Genomic DNA, 17,431 nt, shown 5'->3' on the forward strand with positions numbered 1-17,431 from the left:
GTTAACAGCTCCGTCCACCTTAGAGAGAACCTCACCCCGATCAAGGAGGATCAGTTGAGACTGCGACAGCGAAGGCCACGTCTCGGGCTGAGTCGCAAGGGTAGAGGTGTCGCGGTCCTGGCACTGGGTGCGCTTCTTTCGGTCTCGTTCGCGGCGACGCCCTCGCACGCTGCCGAGGAGCAGCTCAACGAGGGTCTGGTGCACCACTTCGCCCTCGACGAGACCAGTGGGACGACGTTGGTCAACTCGGGTAGCGCGGGCGCGGCGGCGAACGCCACACTCGTGAATCCCGAGGAGGCGTCCCTGACCGGCGAAGGACTCAGGTTCAACCCCGACTCCTACGAGAGCGCCCTCGACGGCGCATACGTGGCACTGCCGAACGACATCACCGCCGGCATGTCCAACCTCACCGTCGACTATGACGTGTGGGTCGATCCGGCAAACGTCGGCGAGCACCAGATGTGGGGTTTTGGCCGTAAGTCCGGGTCGTGCGACGTCGACACCGGCGCAGAGGGCTCCATCTTCGCGTCGAACACGCAGCGGTTCCGCGTCGCCGTGGGTCCGGCGAACCTCCAACAGAACCGGGTCCGCATGCTCGAGGGAGCGTGGACCCACGTCACCTACACCCAGTCACTGAACTCGAACGGCACGAGCTGGACCGGCAGGCTCTACCTCGACGGCGTGCTGCACGCGACGTCGACTGACCTGACCACGGCGCCGTCGGTGAACGCTGCGGGGACCAACTGCAACTTCCTCGGTCGCTCGCAGACGTCGGGCCACTACTCGTTCCGCGGAACCATCCGGGACTTCCGCGTGTACGACCGGGCAGTGAGTCTCGACGAGACAATCGTCCTGGCGGAGAAGACCGTCTCCGATGGCGTTCGCGCCGACGCCGCGGCCATCGACCTCGGCCTGACCAGTGCGGTCGTACGAGATGTCGTTCTGCCCAAGGTGGGTTCGGTGGCGGGCTCGGCCATCACCTGGAGTAGTTCGGACCCGTCGGTCGTCGAGGTCTACACCCCGCCGGCCCTCGCCAGCGCGCGCAAGGTTGCGGTGACCGGCAAGATCACCCGGCCGGGCCAGGGGCAGCCCGACGCGACAGTCATGCTCACGGCGACTGTCCGCAAGGGTGCCGAGGAGGTCACCACACGGGAAATCCCGGTGGTGGTGAAGGCCGAGTTCGACAATGGGCAGGCGGTCGACCGTGACGCCTCCGACCTGACAGTGGACGCTACCGACGACGTACGCGGAAACCTCGACCTCGCTGCCAGGGGCGAGTTCGGATCCACGATCACCTGGAGGTCGACCACAAGCCTCGTCACCCCGACGGGTGAGGTAACCCGCCCGGCCTTCGGCCATGAGGACGTTGCCGCCACCCTGACGGCGACCATCACCAAGGGTACGGCCTCGCGGAAGAAGTCGTTCCCGGTGACCATCACCGCCATGCCACGTTCTGAGGAGTACGAGCGGTACTTCATGGGGTACTTCAAGGGTGAGGGAATTGCCGACGGCGAGCAGATCATGTTCGCCACATCCAACGGAAACACCGCCCTGGACTGGACCGGTCTGACCGGAGGTCGGCCGTCACTCATCTCCCAACTGGGCGACCAGGGGCTTCGTGACCCGCACATCGTCCGCTCACCTGACGGCGACACGTTCTACATGATCGCCACCGACCTGAACTGGTACGACCAGGGTGGATACGCCATCAACGACACCCAGCACATCGAGGTGTTCGAATCACACGACCTTGTGAACTGGACCCCTCAGCGGCACGTGAAGGTCGCGCCCGGCAACGCGGGGAACGCCTTCGCACCAGAGTCGCTGTGGGTCGAGGAAATCGGCGCCTACGTCGTGTTCTGGGCTCAGTCGCTGTGGAGCGACCCCGTGAACCGCACCGGTCAGGGCAACGCGCAGATGTGGTCTGCCACGACGCGAGACTTCCAGACGTTCTCCGCTCCCCAGGTCTGGCAGGATCCGGCTCCGCTGTCGCGAATCGACACGACCGCGATCCGGGTCGGTGACCACTACTACCGGGTGACCAAGAACGAGGCTGGCAACCAGGGCTCGGACATCTTCTCGGAGAAGCACACCGATTTCCTGGACAGCAACATCGACAACTGGACGTTGGTCGCGCCGGCACTTGGCCGCACGACGTGGGTCGCCAACCAGGGGTACGAGGGACCGGTCATCTTCAAGGCGAACCCCGGTGACACCTCCTGCCCCGGCCAGTTCTACCTGTGGGGTGACCGGTACACGAACGGAGGCGGATACCAGGCCGCGTGTCACGAGAACGTCGAGGCCCCGACCTGGAACGCCAAGGCGATCACGATGACCAACGCGGGTGTCGTCCGTCCACGTCACGGCACCGTGATCCCGCTGACCGTTCGCGAGTGGAACGATATCCGCGGGATCCCGAACAGCGACGTCACGACCACCACCGAGGTGGCGGTCGAGCCATACGCGAGCGGCGCCCAGACGACCACGGCCACCGTGACAGTCACGGCATCTGACGGGTTCGAGACCGGCGGTCAGGTGCGGCTCAGCATCGGCTCGTGGTCGAAGCTCGCCCACCTGAGCGACGGCGCGGCGACGGTCACCCTGCCGACAGGTCTGCCGGCGGGTGCCCGGACGGTCAAGGCCGAGTACCTCGGCTTCGACTACCTGAAGGCGTCGGCGGGTACGGCATCGTTCGGGGTGCCCTCCGGCCCGGCCGCCGTCAAGGTCCAGGCGAAGGCCGCGCCCACATCGGTCGTCCGCGGGGGCACGTTCAGATTGAACGTGACTGTTGGGCCGGCGGGCAGGCACCAGCACCGCCCTCCGACCCCGACCGGCGAGGTCACCGTCACCTTCGGCGGCACCGTGCACGTCGTGCCACTGGCGGACGGTAAGGCCGTCGTCGAACTGCCGACCGCCGATCTGCAGCCCGGCGCCTACCGGGTCCACGTTGCCTACTCCGGCAACCCGACCTACCAGTCCCACGCCGCCGATTACCAGAAGTTGACGGTGCGGAAGCCGCATAGGCACCGCTAGGCGTGCTGAGATGGGGCACAGGTAGGAGCGGGCGAGATCTGTTGATCTCGCCCGCTCCTCCTGCACGACTTAGCAACCTGACTATCGAGTGAGCATGCCCTTCTCGACGGCCAGGTTGTAGTTCTCCCCGAAAACGTTCAGTTCGTGGACTCCGACCTTGACGGTCTCGGTCGTACCCAGGACCTTCAGCCTGACTGCGTTCGTCAGCACCCGGTCGAAGGTGACGTAGTCAGCCGTGTACGCGGTGGAGTTCGTACTCCTGTCGACCAAGGGCCGCCACGTGTTGGTGGGGATGTCCTTGTACTCCAGCGTGTACCGCACCGCGTTGTCCTTGGTAAACGTGCGTCCGAGCTCCTTCCACTGAATCTGCGCGGCGGAGATGTGGAAAACGGTCCCGAAGCCCCTGATGTACGCGGGCGCGGTATCGCTGTCAGCCGGCTCCCACCAGGTGGATAGGGAGCGGTCGCTTCCGTAGTACGGGTTGCGCCCGGGCGCATAGCTGCTTGCCCAGTAGGCCTGGCTGTTGGTGGCCACGTTGTAGAGTCCGGTGTCGTCCCTGCCCGAGATCTTCTTCCCCGGGGCCAGTTGCGGCGTGTTGGACAACTCGCAATCGATTGCGCCCCGTTTCGGACCGGCGGGAATCACGTTGCAGATGTCCATCCCCAGTCGCCGCTCGAAGAACTCCTCGTACGCGATGACATAGGTGTAGAAGAACACCAGGTTGCCGGACTTGTCGAGTACGAAACTGCCGTGCCCAGCGTTCGGATATACCGCACTCGGGTGGTTGTTTCCGTAGCCGATCGGGTTTTGCTGGGTGACTTTGAACCCGGATAGCGGTTTGTTCGACGTCATCACACCGGTCGCGTACGTGGTGAACTCCGTGCCACCGGATGCGACCGAGAGGTAGTACGTGTCCCTCACCTTGAACAGCTGCGAACCCTCCACGTACCCATGCGTGTAGGTCGCCTTGTTGTCACCGATGTGCTGCCACTCCTGGCGCGGGTCAAAGGTCCAGAGCACGACCGGGTCGCTGATGAGCTGTCGAGGATTGTTCGGGTCGAGCTCGGCGCCCATGATCGGCGAGCCGATGTTGTACGTCAAGTACAGCCGGCCGTCCGTGTCCGGGAAGAACTGCACGTCGCCAACGCTAAGGGTCTGGCCGCTCGGGCGCAGGAAACTTCCCATGCTGGTCCACGGCCCGATGGGCGAGTCCGCTTGATAGACCGGCGTGTTGTTGCCGGCCATGTAGAACCTGTCGCCGACCTGTACGACGGTTGGTGCGACCAGTCCCAGGTTCATCTGATGGGGCGTCCACGTGAGGTAGTCGGTGGTGGACCAGACAGTGCGGTTGTTGTTCGGTGCGTTCTGCATGGCACCTGATGCGTAAAGATAGATGGTCCCGTCGACGTTCAGGGCGGACCAGTCCGCCCCGGTCCGTGCAGAGTTCTCGGAAATCCTGGTGAACCCGGCGTTGGATCGGCTCGCGAGAGTCCGCCCGGACGCTGCCGTCCACGTCTCCACGTTCAAGCTGGCCGGTATTTGCGACGTGTCTGCGACTTTCTCGTCCGTAGGCGGCATCGTCCCCACGATGTTGCGCACGGCCATTCCGGGCAAATTGATCGGGTTGACGTACGTCTGCGCCATGTCGACGCCGGCCAGTGGCACCTTGGCGGACGGGGTTTGAGGTCCGGCGCCGGGTGCCGCCGGCGGCACGGGTTTCTCCGCCGAGGCCGGCACGATCGGCGTCAGTTGACCCACGCCCACTCCTACCGCGAGAGCAAGGACAATAGCCGCTAAACCTCGACGTCGATTGCCGGCAGTCTTCTCGATAACCATTAGGTCCCACCTTTCGTCTGGGCGTATTTAGCGCCAACAACGGGCAGAAGCGTCCGATTTCACGAATAGCCGGCCTGATGTGGTTAATTGCTGGATGTGAGGCATCGCTCGACGGTGATCACGAAGGGTGGGAGAAAACTTTCCGCTCGACCGGTTGGGCTTCCAGCGCACACGCAATCGACTCGGCCTCGTCCGGCGCGGATCAGCGACCGGCGGCTGTTAGCGCTAACAACGTTTCGGTGATGTTAACGGTGCTATTTGGAGCGTGTCAAGAGCATCAATGCGATGCGACCAGGATGATCATGTCAGCCGGACCCGCCTTCCCGGTGAAGACCTTGCCATCGTTACGCACGCTGGTACGGGAGGCCGTAACGATTCTGATCTTCCTCGTGAGTGTCGGGTCCGCCGTCGCCGCCGCGCTGAGCCTCAGCCGTCCCACTCCAGCCACCTGGAGCGATGCGGTCGCCGCTGCCTATGACGACCACGGCAACTGGCTGCTTACACCGCCGCTCGACCGGTGGACGCTAGCCGCTTCGACAGACGTTCCCGCACCCGAAGACGACCGATTCGCCGCTTGGCTGGCGGCGCTGAGCCGTGTACTGGGTGAGGTGCAGTACTTCGGGACTCATCGCGTCGTGGACCATCGCGGGTGGGGGCACGCCAGGGGCGGCGTCGTGGAACGAGCATTCGCCTACCTCGGCGAACGCGGCGAGGTGCTGTTCGACGTAGGCGAGCGCACGTTCGAAGAGCACGCGCTCGGGGCTGGGGCCGCCTACGACGAGGACGAACCGTGGGACGACGATGACGAGACTTCGCCGTGGCCGGATGAGGAAACCGTGCTCACGCTCGCAGGTCAGTGGAGCAGGCTCACCTCCCAGTCGACCCGTCGAACGGTCCGCCGCATCCGCACCACCGGGGAGTTGGCGTCCTACCGCTGCTGGTCACCCCACCTCGTCCCGCTGCATCACCTGGTCGGCGTCGCCGCAAGCGGTGGAGCATCGAGGGCGGATCTCCTGCTGGAGCATTAGCCAAGTCGGCGGATCTGGTGGGGCATGATTTATCAGCAAGGGCAGTAGTCCCGCCCGGAGCAGCGAAGACTTCCCCGCACCAGATGCGGCGAAGACCGTGAAGAAGTAGTTGCCAGCAATTCTGGCACGCAGTTCTTCGACCAACTTCGCGCATCATCCGAGTGGAAGGTTGACAGGCCAAGGCACGGCACGTGTGGAGCGTCGTTCCCGCACGACCCCGAACTGCCCTAGCCGTGCAGCGATCGCCTTCGTTTTTCCCACTCCCGAACATCTCCGCCACAGACCGCCACGCAGGAAAGAGTCACCGGCAAACTGGGAAGCGCCTGGCCGCCCGCCGCCTCGGACAGTGCGGTCACGGAGAGGTGCACGCGTCTGGACATCTCCCGATAGCTCGGCTGCCCCGCCGCCATCCGCATCGCCCGCAGACCCAGAGCGATGCGCTGCGGTGCCCCCCGGCGGGGTCAAGACGCCGTTCAGGCCGTCCCACCTGCCGCCCCCCAGGTTTGTTTGTTTGTTTGTTTGTCCTGCCCGCGAAAAGGCTGCTGGACAATCCACAGCAGACTATACAAGACAACGTGGCCGGGCCCAGTCCACACGAGTCGGATCAACGTTGGTGAGCAGCAGATTTCCTGCGCACAGCTCAGCGATCCGACAGTAAGGAATTCATTCGATACCACCAAGGGGAGACGCATGAACCGCTCTGTGAAATCGGCATTTGCTCTGGTCTTCGCGACAGCTTTTCTGCTGACCGGCGCACCGGCGAAGGCCGAGGTGAGTGCCAGGATCGCCGCCGACGGCGAGGCCATCACCCTGACGAACGCGAACAGCCGCAAGTGCCTCACCGTCGCCGGCGGCAGCACCGCGAACCTCGCTCGCGCGGTTCAGTACAACTGCGACGGCCACGCATCGCGTACCTGGGTCGTCAGCGGCTCGCTCGGCGGCAACTTCCGCCTCGTCAACCTGAACAGCGGCCGGTGCCTGACCGTCGACGGCGGAAGCACCGCGAACAACGCTCCAGTCGTCCAGTACACCTGCGACACCCACGCCGCGCGCTACTGGCGGGTCATCAACAACAACGGCAGCACGCTTCAGGTTCGGAACGTGAACAGCGGCAAGTGCCTGACCATCGCCGGCGGTAGCACAGCCAACAACGCCGCCGCCGTCCAGTACACCTGTGACACCCACCTGTCGCGCCGTTGGTACTGACATCGCCCGCCATCGGCTAGCAGGAAGGCCGAACTAGTCGTCGGCGCCGGCCAGGGACACCCGGCCGGCGCCGACTCATGACCTGGGCGGCGGCGAACGACTTCGCGTCAAAGAACCGCAACTCGGGCGCGGGAAACCCCGTGCCCGAGTGGACATTGCCTCCCGAGCCGACAGCGTCGTCGTACACGAACTGACCTCGGCCCCAGGGCACCGGTACGCGGGCGGCACGCTCGCCGCCCGCGTACCGGACCGGTCAGTTGCCGCCGATCACCACGACGGCGTCCGTGGCCGCCTCGACGCGGTGGATGGGCGTGAAGTCGGCCCGGCTCGAGCTGTTGCTACAGGTGATGATGCCCTCGGCGGTGAGGTCGTTCGTCGCCGAGGTGGCGGTGTTCCATCGCGTGACCGGCCCGCCCGAGTCGCCGCCGAGCACCGGACCGTCGCTCGGGTGCCCGGTGACCGTGTCGACGACAACCGTCGGCGTGCCGTTGCAATCGGTGTTGTTGGTGTCCCGGACCAGGCCGTACACCAGACCACCGTTGGCACCGGACAGGTAGACCGCCGACCCGATGGCGGGCCATCCGGTCAACTTCGCCGTCACCGGGTGTGACGTGCTGGTGTCCCGCCCACCGAACCAGGAGTGCCGGCTGAAGTAAGCGCCGTTCTCCCCCGCCAGCATGGCGACGTCCGTGCCCAGGCTGTAGTAGTTCGAGCTGACCCGCAGGTTCCAGCCGCCATGCCAGAAGTTGCGCTGGTTCGGGCCGCAGTGTCCGGCGGTGGTCACCCAGTTGCTGTTGGTCCCGCCGCGGGTCATCCGGAATCCGGTCGTGCAGAATGCGTCCGCGGTACGGGCGTTTCCGGGAACGCTGTTGAACAGTGCCAGCCCACCGTAGTAGGGGACGCTGTCGACCCGGCGGCTCGCCTCGACGGTTCCGGTCTTCGATAGAGACACCCTCGGAGTCAGGGAGGTGGCCTTGACCGCCGCCGCGACGAGGGCCTCGGCGTCGCCGGAGGCGTCGATGACGATCTGCGGTGTCAGGCGGTCCAGCCATACCTGGTGCACACTCCCGGCGCTGCCGCCGGCCCAGGCCCGGGAACTCTTCAACGCCTTCGTGGCGGTCTCCAGCCGGTGCATTGACACCGTCGTGGTCTCGAACCGGACCGGCACCTCGCCCGCCTGTCGCGAGCGTGCCGCCACCTCGGCCCGCAGTCGCGCGCCGTCGGTGTTCGCCACCTGCCGGACGACCAGTTGCCCGGTCTTCTCGTCGAAGTACGTGCCGCCCGAGCCCTCCGGACTTCCGGCGGCAATGGCTTCCAGGTGGTGGAACTGCCGGTTCATCGCGTCGACGTCGACGGCCGGGGCGAAACCGGCGAGCGACGGTTGTGCGGCCGCTCGGTCCGGGGACACCGCTGCCTGGGCTGCGGACGTCGTACCCGCGACCGCTACGAGTACACAACTCACAAACACCATGCATCTACGCACGGAACCTCCTTTTTGGGGCGATGGGCTCGATGCCGCTACCTTCGCGCGGGATGCCCGCAGTCCGCTTGCAGTCGCCTGCAGTCCGCCTACCGCCGGATCGCGGTGGCCCCACCTCGGCCTGCGGAACGCACGAATGCGGGCCCCTCCCGTGGAGGGCCCGCATCCTTTCCATGTCCTCTTTGACGGCCGGTCGGGCGGCCAGGGCCTGCGACGGTCAGAAGATGTTCATGGCGATGCCGTTCGTCAATGAGGTCGTGCTCTGGACCCCGTCGATCTTGATCGGATTGCCGGAGACGTGTCTCACGAAGATCCGCATGATGAAGGTCCGGGTTCCGCAGGCCGGGTCGATCGGCACGCCGGTGAGGGCGAAGTTCGCGACGTAGTGGTGGGCGTCGTCGCGAATCGTCTTGCGCGAGGTTGCGGTGCTCGTCGTGCGGCAGGTGTGGGCGGTCGGGTCGAGTTGGATGAACTCGAAACGCACGTCGACCACCGCATTCGTCCCGCGCGGCTGCTCGTACGCGTCGATGGCGCTCTTGCATGACGCGGTGCCCGTGTAGCAGGTGGTCAGTTCCAGCGTCGCCAGCGCCTGAGCCGAGGTCGCATTGGCTGCGGCGTTCCATTTGTGCACGGGGGTGCCGTCGTCGTAGAACACCCAGGCCGTAGACGTACCGGCGCCGACGTAAGTGCAGGTGCTCGACGTGCCGGTGCTGCTGCACGCCGGGTTCTGCCACCACCGCGCACCCACCTGGTTGGTGTCGCTCACCTCCAGCCAGGTGTCTGTCGCGACGGCGGTCAGGTAGTAGCCGTCGAGGGAGGTGGAGGCCGTGTACCCGTACATGCCGCAGGTGTAGGTGCCCGCCGATGGCGCGGTGAAGAGCAGGTCGGCGTAGATCGGCAGGTGCCCAGGCTTGGCGTAATAGGTGGTGTCGGAGCCCTCGTGGTTTCGCGAGGACGTCGACGTGGTGCCGACGACTGCGCCGGCTGGGTTCACACACTTCAGGGTGTTGTTCATCGACACGATCTGCTGCACGCTGCTGGTCGCCTGGAGGCGTCCGCGCACGTGCCGGGATTCACCGGCCGCGAGGGTGACCGTCCTGCTCAGCAGACGCTCCTCGACCCGTGAGTGGAAACTGTTCGCGCTGGTCAGCGTCACCCGGGTCACGGGCCCGTCGTCGGCATGCGCGACTGTCGCCGCGGACATGACGACTGACAGAACAGTCAAGACCAGGCTGAGGATCTTCCGCACGTATCGGCTCCTGCCAGTTGATGGGCGAGTCCGACCACTGTCACGTGACGCGCTTGCAAAACCCCTGCACTCGTCCGCCTCGGCTCGCAAATCGACCTCGACTAGGCCTTCCGCCAACGCGCGGTGTTCGGGTCTGACTGTTGCGGCGGGCGATGGCCGTTGACGACCGCGGCCTGGCCGGATTCTGCTGCGTGTTCGGCGTCGTCTGATCCTACGGCGACTGCGGACTGCGGTTTCTTGCCTGTGACGACGGGCTATTCGCGCTGTCGGCGTCGTTGCGCCTCGCATCGGCCAACGTTTGCGCTGATGGTGGCAGCAACGGCTGCTGCACTGCTGTATCGATGATTGCGGCCTCAATACGCAGGCCGATCCCTGCCAGGACAAGGAGGCCCGCAATGACATACGTTTCGGCATGCCCGGAGTCGCTCGCCATCGTGAGCACGCAGGCGAGGAAACCTCCAGCTATTGCCATGGTTCCAAGTACACGCTTGCTGGCAGCTCGCCGAGATCGAAGGTCCACAGGGCGACCGTACCCGGAGACTTCGCTTTTCACCCTCGCCTGCGCCATCACCTGCGCCATCACCTGCTGGCGCCGACTCGACCACTACCATCGTTCTACCTGAACGTCGGGTGACACCAGCAGCCCTGCCCGGCTACTCCTTCACCGACTTACGAGTTGCCCCATCTAGCCTCGCCCGGATCTCGGCGAGGGCGTGCGATGCGCGGGCCTCGACGAGCCGGTACCCGGCCCGGTGAGCGAGGTCGATGGCGAGCGTGGCTCGGGCCTGGGCTTCGTCGAGGACGTCGAGGTTCAGCAGCGCCATGGCCGAGCCGCGCAACGCGTCAGCCTCACACCAGCGGAAGCTGGTCGAGCGCGCCACCTGCAGGGCTCGGTGGTGATGGTCTGCGGCTTCGGCGGGCAGGCCCAACCGCAGACAGACATCACCGAGGGCGTTGAGCGCCCACGCTTCGGTACCGCGGTCACTGATCTTCCTGGTCAGTTCGACTGCCGACCGGGCGTCGTCGAGGGTTTGCTCCGATGGGCCGGTCTGGCAGTGCAGCAGCGCACGGCCGGACAGCGCGGTCGCTTCGCCGTAGTGATACCCGAGTTCACGGTTGGCGACCAGCGCCCGGGCGTAGAACTCCTCGGCCGTGTCCGGGTTGCCGAGGTCACGGTGCACGTTCCCTAGATCCACGAGCAGGACGGCGACGCTGAAGCGGGCGCCCTGCTGTTCCCCCAGTTCCAGCGCCCGGCCGAAGTGATCCAGCGCTTGGTCCAGCAGGCCCAACTGCCAATAGGCGAAGCCGAGATTCGCCAGCGTCATGGCGCTCCCGGCGCCATTGCCCAACTTGTGTTGAAGGTCCAGTGATTCCAGCCCGCAGTCGATCGACGCGTGGGGGTTACCGAGGCGCTGGTGCACCGCACTGAGATTGTTCAGCACGGCGGCGCGGCCTTCGTGCCAGCCGTCGGCTGCGTTCCGCCGTAGTGCACTGTCGAGATGGTCTTGTGCCTCGACGTAGTGGCCCATGTTGACGTAGGCGAGCGCGATGCTCTGGTGCATCGCAGCTTGCGCCCGTTCGTCGCCCTCGCCGTGCGCGGCTTCCAGCCCCAACGAGGCCATCTCCACCCATTCCGTCCGGTGACCGCGCTGGTGGAAATAGGCGCGGAGGGCGTCGGCGATGTGCCATGCCAGCGGTCGTGGACCTCGCGCCGCTGCCTGACCGACCGCGGCGGCGAGAGTCGGCCACTCGGCGTCGAGCCAGGCGAGCGCACTGTCGTTGTCCGGGAAGCTGATCCCGCTCTCCACCTTCCTCGGCAGCCGCAGAAAGTGAGGAATGAGCTGCCTGCCCGCCGCGTCAGCCGTGTGCAGGTAATGGTCCAGGACGAGTCCGCGAGCGTGTTCGAGCTCGCCAGCGGTGTCTTCTACCAGCGCCCGGCCGACCGCATACCTTCGGAGCAGGTCGTGGAGCCGGAAGCGCCCGCGTGTGTATTGCTCGATCAGGTGTGCCGCGGCCAGTGCCTTTATCAGTCGGTCAGTCCGAGCCGGGGGCAGCCCGGCGGCCACGCTCGCCGGCAGCGCAGTGAAGGTCGGTCCCGGCAGCAGCCCGAGGCGACGGAAGAGCAGGCGATGGTCCGCCGGAAGCGCCCAGTAGGACGAGGCGAACGCTCTCGTGACAGCACTTTCCTCGGCGCCGTCCACGGTGAACCCGGCCAACCGGTCGCCGTCGGAGAGTTCCTGCACCAACCCGGTGATCTCCGCCTTCGGGACAGCGACGATGTTGGCCACCGCGATCCGCAGTGCGAGCGGCAGGTGACCGCAGAGATCCGCCAGCCTTCCGGCTGCGGCTGCTTCGGTGGCGACCTGGTCGACGCCGAGCGCGGCCTCCAGCAGCCGGCGAGAGTCGGCGGCGGTGAGCACGGACAGCGACAGTGTCTGCGCGCCGGTGCGGGCGATCAGCTCTCCGAGCCGCTGCCTACTGGTGAGGATGACCGTGCCCGCCGACGGGATCAGCGCGTACACCTGAGCGGCGTCGCGCACGTTGTCCAGTACCAGCAGGACGCGTTGGCCGGCCAGCAGTGAGCGGAACAGGGCGGCCCGGCCCGCCGCATCCGCCGGGATCAGCCGGTGATCGACACCGAGGCTGCTGAGCAACTGGAGGAGTGCGGCGGACTCGCTGAGCGGGTCGTGCTCGGCGTCGAAGCCACGGAGGTCGAGGTAGAGCTGCCCACCCGGGAACCTCTCCCGGTGGCGGTGGGCCCAGTGGAGGGCGAGCGCCGTCTTGCCGACGCCGGCGGTGCCACTGATCACCCAGATCTTCATGCCCGACGCGGATTCCAATCCGGTGTCGAGCCGGGCGAGTTCTTCTGCGCGTCCGGCGAACCCGTGGGCGGCGGGCGGTAACTGCGCCGGTCGTACCGAATCGGGTGGTGATGTGTCGATGGGTCTCGCGGCCGGATCCAGAGCCGGGTCCGCGCGCAGGATCGCGGATTCCAACCGCACCAGTTTTGGTGCCGGATCGAGGCCGAGGTCGCCGGCCAGTCGCTTCCGCAGCGTGCGATAGACGTCGAGCGCGGCGGCGGTGCGGCCGTCGCGGTGCAGGGCCAGCATGAGTTGGCCCACGAGCCGCTGCCGCAGCGGGTGGTCGGTCACGAGCCGGGTGAGCTCGGCGAGCAGTCGCCGGCCGTCGCCCAGCCGCAGTTGGGCGTCCAGGCGGTCCTCCAGGGCGGTCCATCGGGCTTCATCGAGGTGACCGCACAGGCGTTCGGCGACTTCGGTGGACGCCACGCCTGCGAGTGCCTCGCCATGCCAGAGGGCGAGCGCCTGGTCGAACAGCTCGACCGCGCGCTCGTCGTCCGACGAGCGGGCCGCGAGAATCAGGTCCGTGAACCGATGCGCGTCGATCACGAGCGGATCCACGTGTATGACGTAGCCTGCTCCCCGGCCGACGATGGCGGGCCCGTCGCCGACCTGCCGAAGCGCCGCACGTAGCCGGGATACGAGCGTCTGGATCGAGGCTCGTGCGGACGCCGGCACATCCTCGCCCCAGACGAGGTCGACCAGCCGGTTCAGCGGCACCATTCGGTTGGGTTCCAGCAGCAGGACCGCGAGCACCAGGCGCTGCTTGCGCGAACCGAGATCGACCTGTTTCCCGCCCGCCCATGCCTCGACTGTGCCCAGGATCCGAAACTCCACGATCCTAACCCCCCGATTGTTCGCCGTTGTGCCGCGATCGATTGGATCGACCTGGCATTGGACGCGCTGCAGGTTGCGATCCGGCGCGGGCGCTTCAACGTCCCACCAGCCGAATACGAGGCGTTACGCGCGATGACCCAACCCAGGCGCCGTCGTCGCGTGTTCGATCATGCGGTTTGGACGGTGAAGGCCAGCGTCGCCGAGCAGATGACCAACATGGCCGTCGCGTTCAGGAACAGGTTGCGACCGAAATCGCGGGCGCGGACGTGCGCCGAGACCGCCACCGCGAAGTAGCAGACCAGCGCCGCAGACACGAGCACCGCCAACGGCGGAACCCAGATCCCGACGATGAGCCCAGCCGCTGCGGCAGCCTTGAGCGGGGGGAGAAACTTCCAGAAGCGTTCGGGGAACCGGACGTCGGTCAAACATTGCCGAATGAAGGCGACCGGCTTTACGCATAGCAGCGCGTCGCAGAGCTGGATCACTGCCAACAAGGCCAGCGGCCACCAGGGTTGCACCATCTCGAAGGACTCCTCAGGTGAAGGGGTCACGATCAACCACACTGGACGTGAGTGGAGCCACACCATGCCGGGCACCGGTGACCCACCATCGTCTACGGCCCGTTCTCGACTTCTGCTGCCGTGCCAGTCAGCCACCCTGCCTCAGGGGAGAGGCTCAGCCCTCCTCCGTGTCTTGGCCTTCTCACGTGCCCGGCTGTCGTCGGGTGGCGGCAGCGGGTGGGGGGTGCGCGCCCGCGCCGAGGACGTGCTTGGCCACCGCGTCGGCGCAGGGGGTGTGTGCGCGCCAGTGGAGGTAGCCGTCCGGGCGAATGAGCAACGCTGTGCCGGGCTTTGCTCGGTAGGCCCGGCGAAACGTCCCGTCGCGGTCGATGACCACCCGGCCGGAGAACGACGTCGACCGCGCGGGCATGATCAAGCAGGTGCGCACCTCGTCGGGAAGAGCATCACAGTCGAGGCGGCCGGCGGCGGCGTCGCCGACGAGGAGCAGCGTCCATTGTGGCCCGCGCAGTAGGTCGAACAGCCGCAGCGGCTGCCCGGTTGCGGTATCGACGAGGCGGGCGTCGGGGGCCCGATCGCCGGGTCGGACGCGGCCGCCGGACAGCTCGTCGTCTGCCAGGGGCCCGTCGTGGTAGCCAATGTCGATCTGGGACACACGAGCGGTGAGCCTGCGGTTGATCGAGGGTCGGCTGAGTAGCGGCAGGAGCAGACGTTGCACGGCGAACCGGACGAGTGGATTGCGGTTGGTGATCACGTCGAGGATGTTGGTGCTTTGCGCCAACGCACGACGGGCGACGGGAAGGCGTTCGGCCGGGTAGGTGTCGAGCAGGGTGTCGTCGTTGCCGTTGAGGCACGCGGCCAGCTTCCATCCCAGGTTGTAGGCGTCCTGGATGCCGGTGTTCATTCCCTGCCCTCCGGTGGGCGGGTGCACGTGCGCGGCGTCGCCGGCGAGCAGGACTCGGCCGCGGCGGTAGTCCTCGACCATGCGGACGTTGACCCGGAAGTTCGACAACCAGGTCGCGTCGGACAGGCGGACCTGCGGATGGCCGGTGCGTTCGTTCCATAGCCGCTGGAGGGCCTCCAGGGTGGGCTCGAGGTCGTCGTCGGCGGTGATGCTCGCGCCGATCTGCCACTGCCCGGTTCCAGGCAGGCCAGCCAGACCGAGGAATGACCCGTCCGTGCCGAGCCATGCGTGTGAGCGAACGGCTCCGTCGACTTCGGGGTGCCAACCGGGAACGGTGATGTCACCGAGCAGGTAGCGCTGCGTCTCGTCGGACGAGCCGGCGAACTCCAGGTCGAGTGTGCGGCGCACGATGCTGTGCGCGCCGTCACAGCCGACGAGGTAGCGGACGGTCAGATCCTCCCGGCCGCCGTCCGGTGTGGTCACCACGGCGCGCACCGCGTCGCTACCAGCGGTGAACGACTCAAGGCGGGTGTCGAACCGAATCGCGGAACCGAGTTCGTGCAGCCGCCGTGCGAGCAGCGTGGTGGTGCGCCACTGGGGAATCATCACGATGTTCGGGTACGGCAAGTCCGCGCGCGGCTCGGTGAGGCCGGCGGGTATCCGCGCAAGGCGCCGGCCATCGCGGTACAGGGTGATGTCCTGGCGCGATTGGCCGTGTCCCAGAACCGCGTCGACAACACCGAGATCGTCAAGCACCTCCAGGCTTCGAGGTTGCAGGCCCTTGCCTCGGGACTGACGAGGCAGTGCGGGCGCGGCCTCGATCAGCACCGCGCGAACTCCACGGCGGGCCAAATCGACAGCGAGGGTGAGCCCGGTCGGGCCGGCCCCGACGATCAACACATCGACGGCGGGCATCTGTCTCCTCCTTCTAGGCGATGAACCCCGGTAGCAGTCACGATGCCCAGCACGAGCGCAACAGCGACGGCAATCACGGGGCCCGCCCGCAGGCGGGGCGCCCGAGTGGGACCTCAGACATGGGGAATCAGGTCTGGCAGTAGGTCGAACACCGCACGTCGACTGGCAGCGTCGAGCGGTGGGCGGATGGCGTTCGCTCCGATCAGGAGAAGATGCGGCAGCAAGGCGGCGGCACGCGCCCGGGTCGGGTCAGACACAACGCGGTTCCAGAGGGTCTCGAGGAACGTGAGCCGTGCGCTGTCGACGCGTTCGACCACGCCACGCGCACCGTCGTTGCCGATCGCCCACGCCCGCAGCGCCCGATCCAGCTCGGCGTCGAACAGCTCGTCGAGCCGCGAGGGAAGGGCCCGCAGGGCGTCGACCGGATCCACGGTCGCGAGCTCGCCTGACAGCCCATCCAACAGGGCGACCTGTCCCCGCTCGATATGAGTCAGCAACGCCGCGTGGTAGTCGGCGACCCCCGTGAAGTGGTGATGGAACGACCCCTTCGTCAGACCGAGGCGGGCGGCCAGACGGTCGATCCGCAGACCCACCGGCCCCTCGTCGGTCAATACCGAGACACCCTCGCCGAGCCAGAGATCACGTGTTCCCATCAATCGAGCATACCATACGGTATGGTATGCAGTCTTGAGGATCACGTACCCAAGGCAGCGGGGAGGGACACGGACCCGCGCTCGTAGGGCGTGATGTCGATGCTCGTGACGAGGCCGTCGTGGACGCCGATCCGGATCAATGCGAATGGGTGCCCACCAGGGGCGATCACCGCTCCTGGGTGACCCTCAACGAGGACCGGGGCGGCGGCCGCGATGCGGTCCACGAACGCCCTGGTCTCCTCCGCGACCGCCCAGGCGCCCCGGACGACAGGCGCGGTGCCGGCCGCGAGGAATCCGAGGTCGGCCGTACGGACGACGTCAGGCGCCAGGAGCGTGACGAGCCGCGCGATGTCGCCGCCACGCGCCGCGGAGAGGAACGCGTCGATGATCTCCATCTGGTGGGCGGATCCCGGCAGGTCGATCGCACGAGCGTCCCTGAGCCGGATCCGCGCTCGACTCGCGAGCTTCTTCGCCGCGGCCACCGTCGTGTCGAGCACGGGTCCGATCTCGTCGAACGGGACCGCGAAGAGGTCATGCAGCACGTAGGCCACCCGCTGCGGAGGAGACAGCTCGTCGAGCACGACCAGCAGTGCCCGGGAGACGTCCTCACGGCGGATGAACGCCTCGTCGGCCGCGAGCTGCTCGCCGGGGATGTCGTCGGCCGTGAGCGGGACCTCACGCCGGCGATGGCGGGCGCGAAGCTGGTCGAGGCACAGGCGTGCCGTCACCGTGGTGAGCCAGCCCTCGGGGTTGGTCAGTTGCGCCGGGTCGGCCGACCGCGCGCGCAGCCAGGCGGCCTGCACCGCGTCTTCGGCATCGTTGTGCGAGCCGACGATGCGATAGGCCAACGACATCAGTCGGGCCCTCGATGCCTCGAAGTGTTCGACGAGTTCCACGTCTGGTCACCTTTCCTG

12 protein-coding genes are annotated in these 17,431 nt (G+C 66.8%); 3 read left to right on the top strand and 9 right to left on the bottom strand.

Annotated elements, in window-relative coordinates; all coding sequences use genetic code 11:
- The first annotated feature begins 54 nt into the window (after positions 1-54).
- The gene (locus OHB44_RS22830; RefSeq protein WP_330438195.1) at positions 55-3,033 is read left to right on the top strand and encodes an immunoglobulin-like domain-containing protein; all 2,979 of its coding nucleotides are present in this window, start codon (positions 55-57) and stop codon (positions 3,031-3,033) included.
- Positions 3,034-3,114: 81 nt separating this feature from the next.
- Here the strand turns inward: OHB44_RS22830 and OHB44_RS22835 are convergent, their stop codons facing one another.
- On the bottom strand, positions 3,115-4,791 hold the full coding sequence (locus OHB44_RS22835; protein ID WP_330438196.1) for a family 43 glycosylhydrolase: 1,677 nt from the start codon (positions 4,789-4,791) through the stop codon (positions 3,115-3,117).
- Positions 4,792-5,171: 380 nt separating this feature from the next.
- Between OHB44_RS22835 and OHB44_RS22840 the strand changes: the two genes are divergently transcribed.
- Entirely contained in the window at positions 5,172-5,897 is a 726-nt protein-coding gene (locus OHB44_RS22840; protein ID WP_330438197.1) for a hypothetical protein, read from the top strand.
- Here the strand turns inward: OHB44_RS22840 and OHB44_RS33530 are convergent.
- Positions 5,811-6,041 (bottom strand): nSTAND1 domain-containing NTPase, encoded by a 231-nt coding sequence (locus OHB44_RS33530; protein ID WP_442932620.1) that lies wholly within the window; start codon positions 6,039-6,041, stop codon positions 5,811-5,813. The two genes, OHB44_RS22840 and OHB44_RS33530, sit on opposite strands and share 87 nt — an antisense overlap.
- A 546-nt stretch (positions 6,042-6,587) precedes the next feature.
- On the opposite strand from OHB44_RS33530, the gene OHB44_RS22845 reads away from it, so the two are divergent.
- Positions 6,588-7,103: an RICIN domain-containing protein gene (locus tag OHB44_RS22845; RefSeq protein WP_266305392.1), complete on the top strand. Its 516-nt coding sequence runs from the start codon at positions 6,588-6,590 to the stop codon at positions 7,101-7,103.
- Between the two features lie 253 nt (positions 7,104-7,356).
- Here OHB44_RS22845 and OHB44_RS22850 read toward each other — a convergent pair whose 3' ends face one another.
- From OHB44_RS22850 to OHB44_RS22880, 7 genes are all read right to left on the bottom strand, one after another.
- Positions 7,357-8,511, bottom strand: a complete 1,155-nt coding sequence (locus OHB44_RS22850; protein WP_238684338.1) for a S1 family peptidase — start codon at positions 8,509-8,511, stop codon at positions 7,357-7,359.
- Between the two features lie 289 nt (positions 8,512-8,800).
- A complete protein-coding gene (locus OHB44_RS22855) occupies positions 8,801-9,832 on the bottom strand; it encodes a hypothetical protein (RefSeq protein WP_266305393.1) in 1,032 nt (343 codons plus the stop codon).
- Between the two features lie 653 nt (positions 9,833-10,485).
- Complete coding sequence (locus tag OHB44_RS22860; protein ID WP_330438198.1) at positions 10,486-13,527, bottom strand: AfsR/SARP family transcriptional regulator; 3,042 nt, start codon at positions 13,525-13,527, stop codon at positions 10,486-10,488.
- Positions 13,528-13,694: 167 nt separating this feature from the next.
- Complete coding sequence (locus OHB44_RS22865) at positions 13,695-14,048, bottom strand: DoxX family protein (protein WP_196924178.1); 354 nt, start codon at positions 14,046-14,048, stop codon at positions 13,695-13,697.
- A 181-nt stretch (positions 14,049-14,229) separates the two neighbouring features.
- Positions 14,230-15,864, bottom strand: coding sequence for an FAD-dependent oxidoreductase (locus OHB44_RS22870; protein ID WP_330438199.1), 1,635 nt, complete (start codon positions 15,862-15,864; stop codon positions 14,230-14,232).
- A 113-nt stretch (positions 15,865-15,977) separates the two neighbouring features.
- Positions 15,978-16,517, bottom strand: coding sequence for a TetR/AcrR family transcriptional regulator (locus OHB44_RS22875; RefSeq protein WP_330438200.1), 540 nt, complete (start codon positions 16,515-16,517; stop codon positions 15,978-15,980).
- A gap of 41 nt (positions 16,518-16,558) precedes the next feature.
- On the bottom strand, positions 16,559-17,413 hold the full coding sequence (locus OHB44_RS22880) for a sigma-70 family RNA polymerase sigma factor (protein WP_330438201.1): 855 nt from the start codon (positions 17,411-17,413) through the stop codon (positions 16,559-16,561).
- Positions 17,414-17,431: the final 18 nt, after the last annotated feature.

Source organism: Micromonospora sp. NBC_00821, from assembly GCF_036347035.1.
Lineage (GTDB): Bacteria > Actinomycetota > Actinomycetes > Mycobacteriales > Micromonosporaceae > Micromonospora > Micromonospora hortensis.

What these genes read in the sequence shown, in the direction of transcription:
- OHB44_RS22845 (WP_266305392.1), top strand. Translation starts at nt 6,588, where the DNA reads ATGAACCGCTCTGTGAAATCGGCATTTGCTCTGGTCTTCGCGACAGCT.
- OHB44_RS22875 (WP_330438200.1), bottom strand. Translation starts at nt 16,517, where the DNA reads ATGGGAACACGTGATCTCTGGCTCGGCGAGGGTGTCTCGGTATTGACC.
- OHB44_RS22840 (WP_330438197.1), top strand. Translation starts at nt 5,172, where the DNA reads ATGTCAGCCGGACCCGCCTTCCCGGTGAAGACCTTGCCATCGTTACGC.
- OHB44_RS22870 (WP_330438199.1), bottom strand. Translation starts at nt 15,864, where the DNA reads ATGCCCGCCGTCGATGTGTTGATCGTCGGGGCCGGCCCGACCGGGCTC.
- OHB44_RS22865 (WP_196924178.1), bottom strand. Translation starts at nt 14,048, where the DNA reads ATGGTGCAACCCTGGTGGCCGCTGGCCTTGTTGGCAGTGATCCAGCTC.